This window comes from Granulicella aggregans (genome assembly GCF_014203275.1).
GTDB lineage: Bacteria > Acidobacteriota > Terriglobia > Terriglobales > Acidobacteriaceae > Edaphobacter.
Map to the genome: position 1 here is coordinate 1 of NZ_JACHIP010000033.1, position 21,384 is coordinate 21,384.

Annotated in this window: 15 protein-coding genes; 10 read left to right on the forward strand and 5 right to left on the reverse strand. The window is 56.6% G+C overall.

Annotation, left to right across the window (positions count from 1 at the left end):
* The 7 genes from HDF16_RS30420 to HDF16_RS28340 all read left to right on the forward strand — a co-directional run.
* A partial coding sequence (locus tag HDF16_RS30420) for a hypothetical protein (RefSeq protein WP_221313351.1) occupies positions 1-301 on the forward strand: 301 nt, incomplete at its 5' end.
* An 18-nt stretch (positions 302-319) separates the two neighbouring features.
* Positions 320-3,958 (forward strand): MobF family relaxase, encoded by a 3,639-nt coding sequence (gene mobF, locus HDF16_RS28315; RefSeq protein ID WP_184224025.1) that lies wholly within the window; start codon positions 320-322, stop codon positions 3,956-3,958.
* Positions 3,959-3,975: 17 nt separating this feature from the next.
* Complete coding sequence (locus HDF16_RS28320; protein ID WP_184224027.1) at positions 3,976-4,707, forward strand: hypothetical protein; 732 nt, start codon at positions 3,976-3,978, stop codon at positions 4,705-4,707.
* A 239-nt stretch (positions 4,708-4,946) separates the two neighbouring features.
* Positions 4,947-5,318 (forward strand): hypothetical protein, encoded by a 372-nt coding sequence (locus HDF16_RS28325; RefSeq protein ID WP_184224029.1) that lies wholly within the window; start codon positions 4,947-4,949, stop codon positions 5,316-5,318.
* A gap of 112 nt (positions 5,319-5,430) precedes the next feature.
* On the forward strand, positions 5,431-5,811 hold the full coding sequence (locus HDF16_RS28330) for a hypothetical protein (protein WP_184224031.1): 381 nt from the start codon (positions 5,431-5,433) through the stop codon (positions 5,809-5,811).
* A gap of 352 nt (positions 5,812-6,163) precedes the next feature.
* Positions 6,164-8,227 (forward strand): putative bifunctional diguanylate cyclase/phosphodiesterase, encoded by a 2,064-nt coding sequence (locus HDF16_RS28335; protein WP_184224033.1) that lies wholly within the window; start codon positions 6,164-6,166, stop codon positions 8,225-8,227.
* Positions 8,228-8,398: 171 nt separating this feature from the next.
* On the forward strand, positions 8,399-10,813 hold the full coding sequence (locus tag HDF16_RS28340) for a GGDEF domain-containing protein (protein WP_184224036.1): 2,415 nt from the start codon (positions 8,399-8,401) through the stop codon (positions 10,811-10,813).
* A 443-nt stretch (positions 10,814-11,256) separates the two neighbouring features.
* Here the strand turns inward: HDF16_RS28340 and HDF16_RS28345 are convergent, their stop codons facing one another.
* The 5 genes from HDF16_RS28345 to HDF16_RS28360 form a co-directional block, all read right to left on the reverse strand.
* Entirely contained in the window at positions 11,257-11,631 is a 375-nt protein-coding gene (locus HDF16_RS28345; RefSeq protein ID WP_184224038.1) for an HU family DNA-binding protein, read from the reverse strand.
* 101 nt (positions 11,632-11,732) lie between these two features.
* The gene (locus HDF16_RS31460; RefSeq protein ID WP_281383589.1) at positions 11,733-11,864 is read right to left on the reverse strand and encodes a hypothetical protein; all 132 of its coding nucleotides are present in this window, start codon (positions 11,862-11,864) and stop codon (positions 11,733-11,735) included.
* Between the two features lie 327 nt (positions 11,865-12,191).
* On the reverse strand, positions 12,192-12,488 hold the full coding sequence (locus HDF16_RS28350) for a hypothetical protein (RefSeq protein WP_184224040.1): 297 nt from the start codon (positions 12,486-12,488) through the stop codon (positions 12,192-12,194).
* A 78-nt stretch (positions 12,489-12,566) separates the two neighbouring features.
* The gene (locus HDF16_RS31715; RefSeq protein WP_184224042.1) at positions 12,567-14,168 is read right to left on the reverse strand and encodes a methyl-accepting chemotaxis protein; all 1,602 of its coding nucleotides are present in this window, start codon (positions 14,166-14,168) and stop codon (positions 12,567-12,569) included.
* Positions 14,169-14,746: 578 nt separating this feature from the next.
* Positions 14,747-15,031 (reverse strand): hypothetical protein, encoded by a 285-nt coding sequence (locus HDF16_RS28360; protein ID WP_221313353.1) that lies wholly within the window; start codon positions 15,029-15,031, stop codon positions 14,747-14,749.
* A 523-nt stretch (positions 15,032-15,554) separates the two neighbouring features.
* Here HDF16_RS28360 and HDF16_RS28370 point away from each other — a divergent pair.
* The 3 genes from HDF16_RS28370 (at position 15,555) to HDF16_RS28380 (ending at position 20,748) form a co-directional block, all read left to right on the forward strand.
* A complete protein-coding gene (locus tag HDF16_RS28370) occupies positions 15,555-15,794 on the forward strand; it encodes a hypothetical protein (protein ID WP_184224048.1) in 240 nt (79 codons plus the stop codon).
* Between the two features lie 1,823 nt (positions 15,795-17,617).
* Positions 17,618-20,419: a serine/threonine-protein kinase gene (locus tag HDF16_RS28375; protein ID WP_184224050.1), complete on the forward strand. Its 2,802-nt coding sequence runs from the start codon at positions 17,618-17,620 to the stop codon at positions 20,417-20,419.
* 20 nt (positions 20,420-20,439) lie between these two features.
* On the forward strand, positions 20,440-20,748 hold the full coding sequence (locus tag HDF16_RS28380; protein ID WP_184224052.1) for a hypothetical protein: 309 nt from the start codon (positions 20,440-20,442) through the stop codon (positions 20,746-20,748).
* Positions 20,749-21,384: the final 636 nt, after the last annotated feature.

Consider the following 21,384-nt stretch of genomic DNA (forward strand, 5'->3'; position numbering starts at 1 on the left):
GGCAGATATGTGGTTCAACCCTCTCGCTCCCGTCGCTCCCCCGCCTGTGGTGACAGAGCGCCCGGCTGTATCGTACGAAACAAACAACGAAGGTCCAGCTGCACAACCGGCTCAGGCGGTAACGCTCACGCCTGCACTAGCCAACGCCGAACCGACAAGACAAGAGGTCGCTGTGGTGCAGCAGGAGCTGTTTGTCATACCGTCACCTCCGGAAGCCGTCACTCCACCTCCACCGGTCAACGTGCCGCCGTTCGGAGCAGGAAACCAACCCCAAGTAACCCCACGCGGTCGCCAGCTCTAGGGCAAAAAGGAGGACTCCATGCTCAGTATTTCGAAGGCCCTCAGCTCAGGCCAGGCTCAGACGTACCACAAGATGGAGTTCACCTCCGACACCCAGAGTTACTACAAACAGGACGGTGCTGTAGAGGGAGAATGGCAAGGCCAGCTCGCGGCGAAGATGGGTCTGTCCGGCGCGGTAACCTCGGCGGAATTTACTCGGCTCACCGAGGGCCGACATCCGGAAACGGGTGAGGAGATGGTGAAGCACCGGGCAGCCCAGGAGTACAAGAACGCGGACGGGACGACCACCAAAGCCGTCGAACACCGCGCCGGTTGGGACGCTACCTTTTCAGCGCCAAAGTCTGTGTCTCTTACGGCCCTCGTCGGTGGGGATGAGCGGGTTCGCGAGGCCCACAGCGCCGCTGTCACCGCCGCTCTTACGGAACTGGAACGCTACACCCAGGCCAGAATTGGGGGCAACAACCCGGCAGAGACGACCGGGAAATTCATCGCGGCGAAGTTCGAACACGATACCGCGCGGCCCGTTGACGGTTACGCCGCGCCTCAGCTTCACACCCACGTCTTCATCATGAACGTGACCGAGCGTGCAGACGGAACCACGCGCGCGCTACAGCCTCAAAGCATGTTCGACAGCCAGAACTTTGCCACTGCCGTCTACCAATCGGCCCTCACCTACCAGCTCCGTAAGTTGGGGTATGAGATCGAGGCAGGGAAGAGCGGAGCGCCCGAGATCAAGGGGTATTCCCAGGAGTATTTGGACGCTTCAAGCCCCCGTTCCCAACAGATCAAAGACCATCTGGCGAAGTCCGGTTACAGCGGTGCGGAGGCATCGCAGATCGCCGCTCACGCGACACGCGACAAAAAGCAAATAGTCTCTCTCGAGGAGGTCGTAGAGGCGCACCGTACGCTAGCTGCAACGTTCGGCGACCAGACTGAAACAGTCGTGAGAGAAGCCCGCGAGCGGGCCAAAATACAGCAGACCAAGATGCAAGATCGCACGCCGGAAGAAATCGCCAGAGCTAAGGAAGCCGTGACCTACGCCAGGAGCAGCAACTTCGAGCGCGAAGCTGTCACAGACGAGCGAACGTTGATGCGGGACGCACTTCGCCGCGGCATGGGCGAGACGACCTACGCACACGTCAAAGCTGAGTTCGATGCCCGCCACAGCCAGGGGGACTTTCGCGAGCTACGAGGGGAGAAGCACGCGACAGGCCGCAGCTTTACGACTCCAGAGACGATCGCCAACGAGCGGGCGAATATCCGGCACGTCATGGCCGGGCAGAACGCCGTGGAGCCGATAATGTCCTCCGACCAGGCCGCAGCTCAGGCCGCAAGACGGGCATTCCTGAACGAAGCCCAACGCACGGTCATCCAGGAAGTTCTTACCTCAAGCGATCGCATTCATGGCGTTCAGGGGCTCGCAGGAACCGGGAAGACGAGCGTGCTTTCGAGCATCCGGGAGGGAGCCGAAGCCAACGGCTATAAGGTCGAGGGATTTGCCCCAACCTCGCGGGCCGCTGGGCAGCTCAGACAGGAAGGTATCGAGGCCACCACCCTGCAAAGCTTCCTCGCGCGGAAGCAGCAAGACCCGAGTGCGCCTGCCAGCCGACATCTCTACATGCTGGACGAGTCAAGCCTCGCCAGCACCAAACAGATGCGGGCTTTCCTCGAAAAGATCGGGCCAGAGGACCGGTTACTCGTCATGGGAGACACCGCACAGCATCAAGGGGTGGACGCGGGTCGACCATTCGAACAGATGCAGGATGCCGGGATGCGGACTTCAAAGTTAGACCAGATCGTTAGGCAGCGGAAGAATCCAGCACTCCTTGAGGCCGTCCAGCACCTTGCTAAGGGTGAGACCGTCAAAGGCGTCCAGATGCTTGCCGATCAGGGCCGGGTCACGCAGATCGCGGACCCGAACCAGCGTACCGCTGCGATCGCGAAGGATTACGCCCGAGCGCCTGAGAACACCATCATCGTCTCCCCCGACAACCGCAGTCGCCAGCTCATCAACGAAGCCGTCCGAGTCGAACTAAAGAGCGCCGGAAAGCTTGGGCAAGAAGATCAGAAGTTCTCCATTCTTGCTCACCGTTCCGACATGACCGGCGCGGATCGAGAGTGGGCCGCCCGGTACAAGGCCGGTGACGTACTCAAGTACGAGACCGGGAGCAAATCCCACGGCATTGCCAGGAACAGCACCGCGACCGTGTTGTCGACCGACGCCAGGAATAACACCGTGACGATCGAGCGCGAGGACGGTCAGGCCGTAACCTACGACCCGAAGCGGCTCAAGGGAGTGAATGCGTACCGCGAGACAGAAAAGAACTTTGGGGAGGGCGACCGAATTCAGTTCACCGCGAAAGACAAGGCGCTAGGCGTCAACAATCGTGATCTAGGAACCATCACGAAGCTTGAGACCGGACAGATCACCGTGCAGATGGACGGCAAGACAACCCGCACCATCCAGTTCGCTCCCGCAACGATGCGGCATTTCGATCACGGTTACGCCGTTACATCCCACGTCTCGCAGGGGCTCACCGAGGGCAGGGTCATTGCGAACATCGACACGGAATCGTCGCGCTCCCTCATCAACACCAGACTTGCCTACGTCTCAATCTCCCGAGCGGAGCACGACGCCAGGATCTACACCAACGATGCCGAAACGCTGGGAACCCGTCTTGCAACCGATGTCAGCAAGACAACTGCCGTAGACTTCCGCCGCCCACCTCAGCCCGCCTCACCGCAAATGAGCCAAGGTCAGGTCTACGAGTATGCAGACCCAAACCATCGCCTCGCAGCCGTCGCCAGCGCCTTTGCCGAGCGGCCAGCGAACACGGTGGTTATCGCTAAGGATAAGGAAGAACGCCGCGAGTTGAATCAACTCATCCGAGCCGACTTGCAGGCAAGGGGACTTGTAGCACCCGATAGCAAAGCACTTGCTGTCCGCAGCGAACAAAATCTGACGAACCCAAAGAACGCCGCCGAGTATGCTCCCGGCGACATCATTCAGTACAAGCAGGGAAGCCCTAGCCTGGAAGGAATTCCTAACAATCGCACCGCTGTCGTCGTCAGCACAGACCTGAAGTTCAACCAGCTCACCGTTCAAATCTCGCACGGGGATGAGGTCACCTATAGCCCGCATCTGACCACAGCGATGACATCGCAAAGCAAGGTCTACCGCGAGGAGCTGCAGGAATTTGCCCAGGGCGATCGAATCCGATTCACTCAATCCACAGAAGGTGAGAGCTTCCGCAGAGGAGACTTCGCAACCATCACCTCTATCAGCGATGGCATCGAAGCCCGTCTCGAAAAAGGCCCGACCGTGAAACTGACAACAGACCAGGCGCGGCACATCGAGCACGGTTACGCCGTTGACAGTCTCAAGACAGGCGCTCCCGAAAGGATTCTAGTAAGCCAAGACAGCTCTCTCCCGATACCGTCTGAAATTGCTCAGCTCTCACGAACCGGGCGCGACGTGAGTTTGTACATCTCCGATGGAACAGTTCAAACGAATGTGCCGGCTCCATCCATTGCACTCCCGGAACAACTAAAACCTTCGATCGCACTGCCAGAACAGCAGCAGAGCCAGTCTCCGGCCAACGTCAACGCCCCCGAACAAGCACCCGTCGTCCAACACCGCCGCAGTCACGGGCGCTAACCCCGAAAGGACTCCCCATGCTTTTCGCTTCGCTGCGCTCACCCTCCCTACGCGCCCTCACTATCACCGTCGCGGCGGCCGCCGTCACGTTCTCGGTCCCAGCCTTTGCCGCTCCAAGCTCCAGAGCCATGTACCAGGCTCTTGTCGCAGACTACCCCCTCACTCAGGTTGGCCAGGTCATGTTCGACACCGACTACACGCGGATTACGAAGCCAGGGGCGATCCTCGCGGTCCGTCTCCCCGGTATCTATGCGGACGTTGCGAACACTAAGAACGCGATCGTCAACACAAACTATGTTGACGGCCAGATCGCCCAGGCCACCGGCTTCGCGGCAGCCTTCGGTGGCACCACAGCTCATTCGAGGACTCTGAATGCCAATGAGAAGGTCTACGTCACTCAGATCTTCGTAAAGAAGAACGCGGTGCAACTTGAACTCTTGACCGTCGATGTCGCAACGCTCGGTGACGGCATCAGTACGCGGTATCGCGCCGAGCTGAACGTAAAGCTTCCAGTCCTGGACACCATGACCCCAGACGACGTGAAGAAGACGATTGACACCGTGATCGCCGACCCTGCCGTCGCTTCCGCTGTGGAGAGCAAGACAGTCAAGCTCGGCATGACCCCAGACGAGGTAAAGCAGTCGCTAGGCAATCCGGACAAAATCGTCGATCTCGGGACAAAGCAGGTTTTCATCTACAAGGACATGAAGGTGATTCTGATCGACGGGAAGGTCTCTGACGTTCAATAAGTTCTGCCCTGCGGTGGGTCATCTCATCCACAAGTGGGAAGGATGACCGCTCTGAGACGACCACGAGGCGGCAATGTTCGTCTCTGAAGTGTTTTGAGCAAGCCGCGAAATCAGCGCGGCTTGCTCGACTTGAGTTGGCCCCATGGCGTGGTACGGAGCCTCAGACTAAACGCCTAAACCTGGTCGTCGCCGCCGACCGATGTGGAAGATACCCAGATGCAGATGAAAGGAACTTCGCTATGCAAGATACCGACTATCCGCCAGCAGTAACACCACGACTCCGCCGCCAAGTCATTCTGCCCATCTCACTCGCTGTCCTCATTGTGGCCTTAGGCATCACGACCGCAATCTATCCGTTATACCCCGGCCACCCACGCTCCCTATCTCCGCTAGAACAGAAGCAGCTAACCTCGCAGTTGGCGGCGGCCCGATCCCCAGCGCCGTCCGAAGACCAATGGGTCGAGTCACGGGATGGCGACGGCGCTCTCGATATAGAGGACATAAACGGCCCCGCTACCATCTACTTCGACAAGCAAAGCCGCACCCGGCTACTTTGCATCGAAAACATTGGCTGTTACCACCTTCGCGGACACCACGAAGCCAACAAGTAAAGCTTACTTTATGAGCGGGACCACCGAACAGTTGCTGGATCCACGCTATGAGATGACCGCGTAAACAGCATCGAGCGGAGCGAGTGAATTTGACGACAAGAGGTATAAAGCGATGGCTATGAACTACAAGAAGCTGTTGGATCTTTGGGAAATGGACGAGATGCCTGCCTGCGGCGAAGGCATGAAGCTCGCCGAAGCGTTCCTGATCGCCGCCGGGGAAGGAGTCAACCGGTTAGGGGTCGAAGAACCGGAAGATCGAATCACCGAACTAACGGCGGCCTACATGGCGCTGGTGGAGCACGGCGATGGCTGCGATAACTGCAACGAGAGCAACCTGCCTGAAAGGGACGACATACCCGCCGATCCAATTGAGAACGATCCCCAGTACCAGGCAGATCGCAAGATAGGTTTCCAGGCTGGATTGGACGGACAAGGCTCTGATGACTCAAAGTCGCATGGCTGGCAGCGGGGCTGGGCCGACGCACAAGAATAGAATGGTGTCCATCCGAAGACGAAACTGGAGACCTCATGAGTGCGGCGAACGACAAGCAGTATCGCCAGGAACGGGGCCGCTTAGATTTGCGGTCTACCTTCATAAGTCTGATCCCCAGCGACCTCTGAGATGGCAGCAGGGCGAAGTGATAAGTCCGCCCGTTCAAGATATCCCCCTTCGCCTGCTGCTTTTGATGCCATACAACTTATTCGCCTCGTGGGACTGCCAAAGCAACGTGGTTCCGGAGGTCAGAACAAGTTGTAGGTCGGAAGACATTCGTTGGATAGCCATTCGCCCCCCCAAGGGTCCATGCTTCGAATTACTTGCCTGGCGGTGAGGGAATCGACTCATCATGAAGCATTGGAGAAAAAACCCGAGCGTTCAAAGCGTAAAGCTGGCTCTCTGCACCACAATATTCGGAATTAGTGTTGCTGTACGCTTTCCGCCGGAGTTGATTCGCTGCTTTCACACCGGCGGGAATCTTCTGACCACATTGGTAAGCAGCGTCTCCTTGCTTCTTATTGTCCGAATGATCGCGCTCAGATCCAAGCAGGACAGCCGACATCAGATTGATCACGACCTCCTCGAGGCCTTTCTCAAGCACATCCCCGATAATGTGTTTTTCAAGGACCGCGACAGCCGGTTCTTGCGCATCAGCCGCGCAATGGCCGACTATATTGGACTCCCTGATCCGAGGCTGGCAGTGGGAAAACTTGATTCCGATATATTCAGTCCGGAGCACGCCGGCCAGGCTCTCGCGGATGAGCGTGAAATCATTCGGACGGGTCAGCCTCAGATTGGTGTCGAAGAGAAGGAGACTTGGCCGGATGGTCGAGAGAGCTGGGTGCTCACAAACAAATTACCCCTAACCGACCACTGCGGTCAGATCATTGGCACGATGGGAATCGCCCGTAACATTACTGACTGGAAGCTGGCAGAACAACGCCTTAAGCACATGGCGCTTCATGACGCGCTGACCGGGCTGCCAAATCGAGTCCTTCTGCAGGATCGTCTCTCGCAGGCAATAGCTTTAGCTCGTCGCACCACAACCTCTGTGGCAGTCCTCATGGTGGATTTGGACCGTTTTAAGAATGTCAACGATTTCTTCGGTCACAATGTGGGCGACCGTCTGCTAGAAGGCGTTGCGTCCCGCTTACGGGCCAGTTTACGAGAAAGCGACATTGTGGCGCGATTGGGCGGAGATGAATTTGTCATCGTGGTTCCTCTCGTTCTTGCAGACGGGGATGTCGAGACGGTGGCAAATAAGGTGATCGCCGCGCTAGGCGAATCATTCCAAATCGATGGGCATACTCTTCAGATAGGCGCCAGCGTCGGGATCTCCCTGTTCCCGGCCGACGGAGCCGATTCGACAACCCTGCTGCAGTTTGCAGATGCTGCAATGTACGAAGCTAAGAAGAAAGGGGGCGGGACCTATTGCTTTTTCACGTCAGGACTCGCGAAAGCATTACGACGACGCCAGACGCTGGAAAAGAACCTGCACGGGGCATGTTCTCGAGGCGAATTCGCCATCCATTACCAGCCGCTTGTATCGACTATCTCAGGGCAGGTGACAGGCGTTGAGGCGCTGTTGCGGTGGAATCATCCAGAAGAAGGGCTAATCTCGCCGATCGAGTTCATTCCAAGATTGGAAGAGCTGGGTTTGATGGTAGATGTGGGAGATTGGGTCCTAAAAACTGCGTGTATCCAAATCATGGTGTGGAGAAAGCAAGGGATTAATATCCCTCGTGTCGCGGTCAATGTGTCGGCGCAACAATTTTATAGAGGGAACCTTGCGCGGAGCGTCGAACGAATATTATGCGAGACGGGACTGCGCCCCGAGTGCCTGGAACTGGAATTGACAGAGAGCCTGACACTCGATGACTCTGCGATCACTATCGAGATCATGCGGAATCTTAAAGACATCGGGGTGAGTCTCTCGCTTGACGATTTCGGCACCGGCTGGTCGTCTCTTTCGTATCTAAGACAATTTCCTATCGATCGGCTAAAGATCGATAAGTCATTCCTGCGGGATATTTCATCTGATCCGGCCGCAGCTAGAATCGCTCGAAGCATTCTTGATCTGGGAAATAACCTCGGACTTAGTTGCATAGGCGAAGGAGTCGAAACACGCCTGCAACGGGAGTATCTACACGAGCAGGGGTGCGAGGAGATGCAGGGATTTCTATTTAGCCGTGCATTGCCTCCAGACGATTGCGGCGAGCTGCTGCGTTCGTGGGAACCATGGAGAACAGAGGGTCCAGAACTTCCCGAGAATAGCCTCCCGATCGAAAAGATCTGCTCAACCCGCGTTGTTGGCCCGGTGAACTCGTCTGCACGGTGTGCTTCGTCAAGTGATTCCTCAAAGGAGATACGGTGTACCACGGAGGCTATGTGGCTAGATACGTCCCTAAGGTGAACGATAGGTCTGCTGGGCGATGAGCAATTCAGGAACACTCATGAGATCGGGACGTGCGCCTCATTCAGTGACACCTAACCTCTCGCGATCTTCGCATGGATTCTATGCCGGCGTGTTAAGTGAAGAATGGGTATCTGGGCCGGCGGGTAGCGTCCGGAGAATTGCAGGCTAATGGGACATATAGGGCACACTGTACTTGAAATGCCGGCGGCGTTAGCGATCGGTTTGTCCGGGCGCAGGACGGCGGTGCTTCAGATCCTTGCGCTCGCTGTCGCGATGGCATGGTCGATACCGCAATCTGGCGGTGCACAGATGACGCAGCCGCCGATGTTGACTACGACAGGTGCGATCCAGACCGTGTCTCACGCTGAGGCTGCGAAGGCGCTCCCGGTCGATGTTGTTGTCACGGTCGAATACTACGAGGCGAAGAGGCTCAGGCTATTCGTGTCCGACTCCACGGGTGGTGTGTATGTCTCGCTGGCTTCAAAAGACGTACTCCTAATGGAGCGTGGTGACCTGATCGAGATACAAGGTGTGACGGATGCCAGCTTCCGAACCAGGATAGTGGGCGCGCAGATCCGGATGCTGGGGCGGAAGGGAACTCTGGCACAGCCGCGCGAGGAAGGATTCCGGGAGCTGATGTCTGGCAGGGAGGACTGTCGGAGCGTGCTTATCCGGGGAACCATCCGTTCAGCGAGTCCGAAGCCGGGATCAGCGAAGGACATGGTGCAGCTGATGGTCCAGATGCCGGGAGGGACGGTCCGGGTCTATGTTGAGAACGCACGGGGAATGGATCTCGAGAGCCTGATCGACGCAGAGGTGGAGGTCGGCGGGGTTGCCGGGGGAATCTTCAACGGCCGGTTTCAGTTGATGCAGACAGTGCTCTACGCATCGGACTGGCGGCAGCTGAAGGTGGTTCGGGCAGCGCGGGTGAAGTCACGAGACCTTCCGTATACCGCGATTGGCGACGTGCTGCCTACAAGGTTTATGGACGATCGGACGGAGCGGGTGCGGGTGCAGGGAGTGGTGACATTCTACGAGCCCGCGCACATGGTGGTGATCCAGCGCAATGGGGAGAGCCTTCTGGCGGAGACCCACGAGGTGAAGCCGGTTGCGTTAGGTGAGGTGGTCGACCTGACGGGTTTTGCGGATGGCAACGACGCGGGGCCGAAGCTGAATGAGGCGCAGATTCTGCCGACCGGCCGGTTTGAGCAGATAAAGCCGCAGCCCGTGAAATATGGAGAAGCCATCGGGGGCAACTTCAGCGATGGTCTGGTGACGATCGAGGGTCAGGTACTTTCGCAGCTGCATAACGAGATCTCGGACATGATGGTGGTGGTAGTCGAGGGGCATCCAGTGAACGTCCTCTTGTGGACAGGCGATCGGCCGCAGCTGCCGACGTTACCCATGGGGACTAAGGTCCAGGTCACCGGGATCTGCCGCGTGACCAAGACCGATTCGTGGGGCACTTCGGTATCGTTCCTGCTGGAGATGCGGGAGCCCGGCGACGTGACGGTGGCGGCCAACGCATCTTGGTGGACGGTGACTCATTTGCTGCTTCTACTGCTTGGGTTGCTGATGGTCTCGGTGCTGATCACTGGATGGGCGCTGGTGCTGCGGCGGCGAGTGTCGGCGCAGTCGCGGCGGATTCATAGCTCCATGGCGCTGGAGCAGCAGCGGAGTCGGCTGCTGGAGAAGATCAATTCGTCGACACCCTTGCCGGAGCTGCTGGAAGACATCTGCGGTTCGATCGGCGGGCTGGTTCCCGGCCTGGATGTGAGGTGTGAGGTGCTGGAGGCGTACCGCTTTGACTCGAAACAAAGGAAAGCCGCCTGGCAAAACGGGGAGGAACGGATTATGCCGGGGGCGGTAAATCCGAGGGGCGTGAATGGAAGCCGAAATAAAGAGGTATTGAAGGTGGAGTTGACTGAGGCATCCGGGGCGACGCTGGGGAACTTCCGAGCGCGCTGCCAGGGCGATAAAGTGCTTACGGAAGAGGAACAGCGTGCTCTGCTTGTCGGCGCAAGCCTTTCGAACCTGGCGTTGAATCAACGGCGGCTGTATGAGCGGCTGAACTTCCATTCCACGCATGACCCATTGACCGGGTTGCCCAATCGGAGGTACTCGGATATGCGATTGGAGGAGGCTTTGCGCACCTCCGGCAGGCGCGGCCACCTGGTCGCAGTGGTCTACATCGACGTGAACCACTTTAAGCAGGTGAACGACGAGTTCGGTCACAAGACCGGAGATCTGTATCTACAGCAGATCGCGGTGCGTCTAGGTTCGCAGGTTCGAACCGGAGATTTGCTAGCCAGGATTGGCGGTGACGAGTTTATCTTGACCGCGGAAGTGAAGAGCATGGAGGACGCCGAGATCTACCGTCAGCGGTTGCAGCGATGTTTTGAGCCGGTGTTTCAGCTGGAGGAAGTAGTGGTGCACGGGTCTGCGAGTGCCGGACTGGCGATCTCGCCGGAGCATGGAACGACGCCTGAAGAGCTTCAGCGTCATGCGGATATGGACATGTACGCGGCGAAAGAGGCTCGGCGGCTGGAGTTGGGGTTCAGGTCCGTGGGAGTGGCTTCGTAGGGCGGGTCGAAGTGGCGCTGTGATGCGTTTGTAAAGGGGACTACGTTGCCTACCCCGTGCTTACTGTCAGGTTGCGCAAAGGATGTTATCTCGACATGCCTTCGGTCTCCTTCTGGGCGAACTCTTGTGGTGCATCTGTATGACGAGAAGCTCCAAATGCCGCAGTTGTTTCGTGACCTCGTCTCGCGGCTGCGGAATCCTCTACCCTTGGGAACTCGAGCGCTGGTATCGCCATCGTCGATTATGCTCATGTCGAGAGAGGGCGGGTTGACTCTGAGCACGTTGGGCGATATTTCGTAAGTAATTCATTACAAAATACTTACGCCTAATAAGCTAACCTATGCCCAGTTACCTTGTAGGCGCCCGCTAGAAATGTCATGGTTCCAAAAGATGGCAACTCTTCGCCTCGGCGAAGGGCTCTTGCTAGCTTTGTAGCGGCTCTCTCACTTTACAGGCGCGATGACGTCCTTTGCCGCTTTAGCGACGCGGAACTTGACCGTCGTCTTTGCCTTGATCTTGATCGACTCCCCGGTCGCCGGGTTGCGGCCCAGACGCGCAGCCCGCTGTGCCTTCACAAGCTTGCCGATCCCAGGAATCGTAAACTCGCCGTTCTTCTTCGTCTCCTGAATCGCGGTTGCTGCGAGCAACTCAGTGAACGCGGCGGATTGCTTGTTGGTCAGTTCAAGCTTCTCTGCGGCAAAGCGTATCCATTCTGTCTTCGTCATCTTCGTTGCCGTTGCAGACTTTTTCGCAGGCGCGGCGGTGGTCTTCTTAGCGGCTGGGGCCGCCGTCTTCGCTGGGGCTTTCTTCGTTGCCATGGAATCCTCGGGTGATGCGGTTGAATGACTTAGGAACGTTTTGCCGCTGACTTCTTCATCGACGTCTTCTTAGCTACACCAGGAGCGACTTCATTCGGCGGCTACAGGTGAGCCATCACCGACGCGCCAAGTTCTCGTGTCTCTTCCGTCTTGAGCATGCTCGGAGATTGCAACGCCTTCTGCGCGAGCTTCTTCACCTTCGGTGATGTGATTGTTGCGGGTGCTTTAGCCATTGCACGATTCTACGTCGAAGGCATGAGCTGAATACAAGTCTTGTCTCCTTGCATCATGACGGACGAAGCAAACATGCTGTATTTGCAGATCGAAGGGGAGGCGGCGAGTGACTTGAGCCGCGATGAGCGAGCGCACGGCTCCCAGATTTGGTTCAACTTGCCCCCATCAGGCCAGTGTCACCAATTTCTAACGGCCGTCCATGGCTTACATTACCCCTTCCCATACTGAGGAAGTGGGGATAAAGACGACTCAACGCAATAGCCGGTGCACTCCGCACACACATGGATATGACTGTGGCGCGACAGTGGGAAGTCCAGGCAAACAACCTAGCTCTGGGCACAAGTGCTCAATGGAAGCCAACGGTGTCTGCATTGGAGTAACGGCCGCAGGCGCTCATACAAACTGGCGACGGCGGTCTGGACCATGCCATCCTCGATCTCTTGAACCAGGTCCAGGTAAGCGAGGGGCGCGAGGTCCGCAACGACGGAGCGTTCACTTATATGGAAGAGGATCTTGTTGTGTTCGATCGTCTGCATGAATCCAAGTACCTGCATTGACGACTTCTGCCACTCCAGTACGGAGTGATGAAACTGCTCGAAGGTCTTGATCAATTCGTCATCCATAGCTCGTCTCACAGTGTCGGGGACCAGGAACGCGGGTCGCGCGTTCCTGGTGTGTGCCGGCCTTTTGTTGGTAGAGCGCTAAAAACTGCTGAAGCTCTCCTCGAGAGGGAAGCTCTTCTCTGCCGATAGCTCTGACTTCGACCGTGGCTGAGAGAGCTTGCTGGTCAACTTCTTCGCGGTCACCGGCCGCCGCAGGGCAGGGTTGAATGTCGCAGGCCTGGATACGCTACGGGATGCCCGTGGCGAGAGACTAGAGCCAATTGATGCTCCGACCATCTCATTGAGACGCTCAGTGAGTTCTTTCATGGACTCTGACTGGGCGTTCAACTCCTCGGCCGCGGCAGCACTCTCCTCGGCACTTGCGGCCGTGGTCTGCGTTACTTGCTCCATCTGCGAGAGCGCACGGCCGATCTGGCCGATGCCGGTCGACTGCTCTGCGCTTCCATGGCTTACCTCGTCAACCAATGTGCCAAGATTAGTGAATTCACCCGATATTCGCTGGATGGAGCTGACGACGCCGCCCAGTTTCACCTTGCCTGCTTCGGATTTTGTGACTGAATCTTCGATCAGGCTTGCAGTGTCTTTGGCCGCTTGGGCGCTCCGTTGCGCCAGGCTACGGACTTCATCGGCGACAACAGCGAACCCCATCCCCGCTTCACCCGCGCGGGCTGCTTCCACTGCGGCGTTCAAAGCAAGAATGTTCGTCTGGAAGGCGATCTCATCGATAATCTTGATGATCTTGGCGATCTTTCCGCTGGACTCGTTGATATCGTCCATCGCTGCCATCATCTCGCCCAGTTGACGGTTTGTATTGACGAACTCTGACTTGGAGTCGCCAACCAACTTGGTCATGGCGACAGCATTACCCGTGTTTTTATGGGCCATCGAATTGATCTCTTCGGAGGAGGCAGATGTCTCTTCTAGCGATGCAGCTTGTTCCGATGCACCCTGAGCCAGGGACTGGCTCGAGGAAGAGACCTGAGACGATGCCGAAGCGATTTGCTCTGCGCCTTCTGACAGTTCGACGACGGCTTGACTGAGAGCGGAGTTGATTCCTCGCACGATATATATGACCATTGCGCCGATCCCAAGCGCGATCAAGACCAAAATCCCAACCAGCCACACACTCGAATTCACGGTGGACTCGTTGCTGGCGGCGATTTCAGTGACTAGTCCAGAAGCGATCTGATCCAAAGACTTGATACTGGCTTGAGATGCGTTCGCCATTGGCATGAGTGAGTTCTTCTGCAGCGCTGCAGCCCCAACACCATCTCCTGCTTTGGCGAGCCGGTAGAGCTCATCATGTGCCTGCAACCTTTGCTCATAGCTGCCCAGCATCTCCCGGAGGAATTGTCGAGCTTTATCGCTCGTGGTCAGCGTCTCGTACTCTTTGAGAAGCTCCTGCCTCTCGGCTGCATCATCGCGGAACTGCACGTTGTACTTCTCAATCAACTCATCGTCCTTAAGAAAAGCTCGCACGACCATGCCTCGCTCGACAGACAGCATATCGCTCGTCAAAGCTCCTACTTTGCCGGCCATTTCAAGTTTGTGCGTATGCGAAGCACTGATTTTTATCTGGTCGCCGATATGGGTGAGAGAGAGCCAGGAGGTTACCCCCAATATGAGAGCGAAGGCGGATGCGGTGCCGAATGAGGCATAGAGCTTCTTGCTGATGGTCACGTTTTCTCTCCGTCTTCAATGAATCTGGTCTTGCTGAGCCCAAATACGTTTCGAGCGAGTCATGGAAGGCGTGTCAGCTGACTTTGACCGGGAGATAATCGATAGAGGGTCAGCTGATGGGATACGTGCAGAGATAAATCCGTGCCGCATGGCTAGCTAAGAAACCGTATACCTGCGCGCCATCTGGAGTATGTCCGCTAAACCACTTATCTACTGCAACTTATATGGCATAGGTCATGATCTACGATGATGACGATCGGGCCGCCGAGTTGGTACGACAAGTTCCGAATTACTTCGCTTTGTTTTCGAGAGCCGATAGAAGGACATGCCTCGCTCAGAGCTAGTGACCAACCTGGATCGAAAGGTTCGACGAATACTGAGGACTATCGTGATTACCCATCGAGTGCGCATGACAGTTGCGAAGAAGAAGCAAAGCGACACTGGTGGCGAATTCACGCCGCTTGGAATTGGATCGCTCGGTCGTGTCGGCAACATAGAAACACCGCACTCCGAATTCACGGTGAAACTTCCTCTCCAATTTGCTTCCCTTTCGGCCAGGTACGCTTGCCCACCCTTATCTACCCACAATGCCTTTCGATGATCTCGTCGATCATGACTTTGAGGGTGGCGGGCTGCTGTCGGATGATGGGTTCGCGCTCTGGCCAGACCTTGAGCATGTCTGCTGGTCGCTCGCTGATGGAACCTCCGCCAACCCCTGGTCCAACGATCCAGGTAGGGAGGTTCAGCCGGCTGTATTCGGGATACATCTGCCTTGCATAATCCTCAAAATGTCCGGCATCGATCGCGCCGGGAGCGAGGATCAGCAGGGGCGACGTGTTTGGCGCACCGGTCGCAGGGGACAAGTTGGCTGGCGATCCGCTCTTTGGATTCACCGAAAGAAGGGGTATGCTGCGCCTTTTCTCTCTCTGCTTCAGGTTGCGCCGCGCCTTGGATCTCCTCCAAGCGTCGCAAAATTTGCCGTGTAATCGGTTCGAGGACTGCCATCCGTTGGGCGGTGTAAGGGTCAAGGGGATCGCCTGCGACTTCTGACGTGATGTGGGTGCGGCCGCGTGGCGAATCCCGCAGCACGATCCGTCCTAGCAGGCCGAGTGTTTGATGACGAAAGACATAGGCCGGAGCATCGGGCAGGTCTTCCTTGCTGCAGGAGATCTCTGGCGGAAACCGGAATCCGGACGGATTTTGCGAGCGGAAGGTCATTATTTGGAGGATAGAACAGCTGAGCCCCTCAATCTCTCGCTAGGGTACCTCCTCGTCTGGCCCGGGCCTGGTCGAGGACAGAGGCCACATTTCAAAAACCCTCATTGAACTTTTCATCGGGACTGCCGATAGATTGACCTCCACACTCGCTTCTTTGTGAGGAGTCACATGTCTCTTTCTATCTCTGCTGTCGCTCCGAACCCGTCGGGCTTCACCCAAAACGCACCCGCTCCGCTCCCCACTCCTACTCTCTCCGAGCAGGAGCATACCCTCGCCTCGTCGGGCCACTCCGTGGTTCAGATCGCCACGTTCCTCGAAATCCCTACCTCGCAGGTAGACTCCACACTCAGCATCAAAACCGCCTCTTTAACCGACGCGGTAGCTGCTGGTCTTTCGGTTCACGTCTAATCCCCCAATGCCGGGGTAAGCTCGGAATACCTGTAAAAAAGGTCACAGCGAAGTCTTGGCTCATAAGCCTTTGCACCTCAAACACGTTAGCGCTGGACCCGCGCCGTTCCGGACCCACCAGCTGGCTCTCCCTAATGTGCTCATCGATCAGATTCAGCTTCCTCCCCAGAGGCCAAGATCGGAACGACCGAAAAGAGTCTCACAGATTGCCCCCCAGTGACAGCAATGTTTGACACTGGTGGCGAATTCAGTGGATGAGGAATCAGTCATGGTGCGGAAGATGGTTCTCTGCGTGCGATGAGCGCCTCTCCGCTGGAAGATTCAACCATGTCCCTCAAACCTCAATCAGACTTCGGTGTTACGGACGAGACACGCCGCGTGGCGATGGCTGCCTCGGGCGAGACTTTACCCCCAGGTTAAGAGCGTTTCAACTTCTTCCGCGCTGTCATGCAGGAGCCAGAGGCCGACGCGCATTTTGTCGCAAGGGCCGATGAAGTGAACCGCCGAATTGCTTGACGACACGTTAACCAGCACCCGCCCTCGGGCTTCGGAGGCAATCGACGATTGAAGGCTAAGTAGAGAGCCGAAGAGGGCCTGCTTCCAGCCAGCATCTTCAGCGTCGTTGTTTTGCCCGCTCCCGCATAGGCGTCGATCCGGAGATTCCCGCCAGCAAGAAACAGCTCGACTGCGAGGCGCTGCTCAGCAACGGGCTGAAAGGAGGGTGTCTCTGAATACAGCATTCATGACTGATCCTATTTCGTTCTGTGGCGAATCGATCTAAGCCGTAAATGCCGCGTGACGTCATCGTCGGTTATGCTCACGTCGAGAGAAGTTGGGTTGACTTTGAGCACATTGGGCGATATCGTGTAAGTAATTCATTACAAACCACTTATGTCTGATAACCTGCCTTATGTATAGGTGAACTGTAGGCGCAAAGCAATAATGTCGGAGTTCTGCAAAGCCAAAGTGTCGCTGCCCCAACCTGAGGTTAGGGTGGGAGGCGATAGATTGGGCTGGGCGCAGATGGGCAAGCTAAATCTTCAGCGGGTGGAAATCTTGACCGAGGAGGTGTTGGTAGGCAGTGGCTCGACACAGTCGGCGTGAACGGTGCTGGGTGTATGTGTGGGACAGGTCCAACGACTGCTGGCCAAATATCGCGAAGGCGGCGGCGGTCCGCTCGGCAATGCTGAAATCACGATAAGGCCTGCAACAAAAGGCAAGTGAAGTCTAACTTGCGAGCAGGATTAACGTTCAACAAGCTGAACATCACATTGAGCGGCGATTTAGGTGCCCTGTGATCCCCCTGGGGATGCCGCAGACTCCTAGGGTTTTGTGGTTGTTGAGACCTATTGGCTCATACGTTCTATATGGTCTCGTGTCGACTGACGACGAAAAACGTGTCACAACTCTTCTGAGTCTCAAAGCCGAGTTCGCACGGCTTCGATCGCGACTAGCGGGCCAAAGTCGTTAAGGCGGGAACGCGCCAACAATAAACCGAATGGGCGGCCATTCCCGAGAAGGAGCGGGGGGCCAACTCCATGAAGCGGAGGCCTCCATGGTGAGTGATTGCAACTGGGGCATTCTTACTGGATACCGTTGGCTCGCAATGACATGCACGGCTCGGATTATCGCCGGTGTCGTGCTATGAAAAACCTATCGCCGGAATTGGTATCCTTATGCAATCATTTGACCTAACCCTCCCCGGTCGATCTTTAGTTTGTGCAATTCGTTGCCGAAACGCAGAGTGTGCTGAAGGTACGTATCGTTTCTTCCTCGGATTCTTCACAGATTCTGTGCTGACGAATCCAGGGCGAGCAGGGAACATGTCCAGTCCCAAAGAGTCTGTCGACAAGATCGCCCGGATGGAAGACGAGCCGCCAGCCGGAGACAGCTCCTCGTCTCTCGCCCACTCGATTGGCAAGGCTCGCGACCACAAAGCGGACTACTTGGCTCGGGAACACCAGATCGGGAGCGCCACTACCCTGTCGAAACTTCCCGTGTTGGGGCAATTCCCGGTGGGGTGCAATGTGGCTGGGCGTTTCACGGTCATTCGCTACATCGCGCGCGGGGGGATGGGCGAGGTGTACGAGGTTGAAGATGCTCTGCTTGAGGGTATCCGCGTCGCCCTGAAGGTCATCCTGCCGGAGATAGCTGGCGATGCCAGTTCGGACCGCCGGTTCGTGCAGGAAGTTCTGCTCGCCCGGAAAGTCGCTCATCCGAACCTATGCCCTATCTATGACATCGCCCGATGCGACTCGATGGGCCCGCCCTTTCTCTTCCTCACCATGAAGCTTCTTGGCGGCGAGACACTCACCTCGTGGCTGCGCGGGCCGGACCGCATCCCCCGCTCGGAATCGGTCGCCATCTTCTGTCAGATCGCTTCCGGTCTCGCGGCGATCCATGCGGCCGGCGTTATCCATCGCGATATCAAGCCCAACAATGTCATGCTCGAACGGTCGGGCGCACACCCGCGCGCATACATCATGGATTTCGGACTTGCGCGTCTCCACGATCCCGAGGCGAGTTCGCTGGGCAAGAGCATCATGGCGGGTACGCCTGGTTACATCGCCCCGGAGGTCCTCGAGGGCGAAGGCCCGTCCGCGGCCTCCGACCTCTATGCATTTGGCGTTTTAATGCACCAAGTCCTTACGGGAGCCCGTCCGCCACGGCTCACATCGGAACACACGTCAGCCCTCTCGGCTGCCGACGCTCCGGCCGCCATGATCGAGACGGTAGGTGAGTTTCTGGCGCGTGATCCGGTGCGCCGAAGCGCCGCGTTTGCAAAGATCCAACTCCAAATTCACTCACGGTCAGGAGAGGATGCCTGGCTATCCGGCGAGTCCGTGAACGGACGTCCCACCTCGCCGGCCGGCGACCATATAAAAGTTGGGCGTACGACCCAGGGAATACTTCCGGGAATACCCCGGCAACTACTCGCGACGCTGCTTGGCCTGTGCGCAGTTGTGTTTGTCACCCTCGGCCTTTTGCTTATCCCAGCCATAGGCGAACGCGTAAGAGGCATTCTCTTGTCGAGCCCCGAGAAACATATCGTCGTGCTTCCGCTCGATTCCTCCGGCGAGTCACCGGAGACCCAGGCGATCGGGGACGGCCTCATGGACTCGCTCACGGGCAAACTGGCAAACGCGAATGCAGGCAGTAACTCGCTCTGGGTCATTCCGACGAGTGAGGTGAGACAGAGGAAGATCACGGACGCCTCCGCTGCCATGCATGAACTTGGGGCGACCATCGTGGTGACGGGACGCTTCAGTCGTCGCGGTGGAACCTCGGAGCTGTGGCTCACATTGCTCGATCCAAGACACATGAGAGTGATCGGCTATGTAGATGTGCCTTCTCCGACCGATAACCTGGCCGCGCTTGAAGACGATGCAATAACGAGTCTTGGGCGGCAGATGAATATCTCTGCCAGGGGCGATCTAAAATCCGACGCCTCTCCGCCTTCAACCGCCGCCGCCGCATACGAGGACTATCTCGCTGGAATGGGTTATTTGCCTCGGCAGGACCTGCCCGGCAATCTTGACCGTGCGATTGCGGCGTTTCGCCGCGCAGTCGCGCGGGATCCTACGTTCGGTCTTGCCTATGCACAGTTAGCTGAGGCTTCCATTCTTCAATATCAGTTGGGAAACAAACTCGCGGATCTTAAACAGGCTGAGGAGTCCAGCCGAAAAGCCGCGCAGCTGAGCGATCAGATCCCGGCTACCTACATAGCGCTCGGACAATATCACCAGGTCACCGGTCAGCGCGACCTTGCCCTGCAGGAGTTTCAGCGAGCACTGCAACTTGATCCAAAGAGTTCAGACGCGCTTAGCGGCGTCGCCAACCTCTATATCGGTCAGGGAAGGATCGCGGAGGCTGAATCCGCATATATTCGGGCTGCGGCAATCAATTCGCAGGACTGGCGCGGCTTCAACAATCTCGGAAAGTTCTATCAAAATGTAGGGCGGCCAAAGGACGCAATCCCCCAATTCCAGCACGCGATAGCACTTACTCCGGACAATTCGTGGCCCTATACCAACCTCGGTCTTGCCTACCAAGATCTCGACGATCCAAAGATGCTTCCCGAAGCAGAAAACGCTCTGAATCATTCCATTCAGCTTGACTCCACCTATGCCGCTTACTCCGATCTCGGAAGTATCTACGCGCAGGAACATCGCTTTCAAGATGCCGTTGACGCCCAGAAGAGGGCAGTATTGCTGAACGATCAAAGCGCCGAAGCTTGGGAGAATCTTGGGGAGGCCTATGAATGGTTGAAAGTCGACACGCAGGCGCATTTCGCCCGCGGCAAGGCAATTGCTCTCCTCGAACAGCGACTTCGCGTTAATTCGCAGAGTGCCGAAGACCACGCCACGCTCGCCTCCTTATACGCAAAGAACGGAGACCGAGCAGCCGCTCGGAAATATGTTCAAATTTCGCTTGCGTTATCGCCCGACGACCAGTATGTTCTATCCCAAGTCGCTGACGCCTCAGAAACGCTGGGAGATCGTCAAAGTGCGCTGAAATATCTCAACGCCGCACTCGCGAAGGGCCTGAGTAGAGTCCAGTTGGAAGGCGATCCGGCGGTCCAATCATTAGTGCATAGCCCCCTATTATCGGCAGCGGCCAAATAATGAAAACGAGGCGCTAAGTTATGGCACCGAACAAGGTCACTAGCCACAAGATCCAGATGCCGCCAAATGGCATCGTCCTCACGTCGGTCGGCCACAGATACGTGGAAAAAGCCGTCAAGGGCGAAGTTCTTGAGTTTGATTTCCTCCATCCTGGCTACATCGGCGTCGCCGATGAACACCATATTGTTGGAGATCTGCCAGAAACCCGAATGAACATAAAAGAACCAAATATTAAGGCGAAACTCTTCGATCGAGCCTACACTCTCACCTTTATCTTTTTCAGTTGCACACTCCAGCGGATTTGCTATATCAAGGTCAAAGTCAGGTAAACTCCAGCGTTCCAAGTTATATCCATATGCTCTAAGATCTGTTTTGCGAAAGGATAGGAATGGCTCATAAGATCATGATGCCGCCCAATAAAGGGGCGAAGCGAGACGATCACTTCGAATGTCTCGACTTTAGACACTCACTCGAGATTGATTTCGCTGCGGCCGGCACTCTTTCAATCTCAGATTCACAAGTTTTCAATTAATCCTCGCCAGGTGGGGAGATACCCGGCGAACGGCTCCGCCACCGGTTTGACCGCCAAATACAACTATACGAACGCCCTGTTCATCTACGTCGTCGATGGAGAACTAGATCCGTATAAAGTCATCCTTCGAGTGATCTCAGACTGCAAGGCTAATTCGTGATAATTGCGATCCTCTCGCTTAGCAGGAAGACTGTTGGTATACGACATCGTAAATTCAATCGCTTGTCTAAAATGAGGGAGATTTATGCCACACCGAATTATGATGCCGCCCAATCACGCAGTGCACGGTTGCGACGGCCAAGAATGCCATGAGTTTGCCGATTGTCTAGAAATTTTCTTTAGGGCGTGTTCACGCTACGAGATAGATGTCTGTTAATCTGTCTTTACCGATGGAATTGACAGAAGCGCAGTATGAGCGGATCAAGAGTGCGTT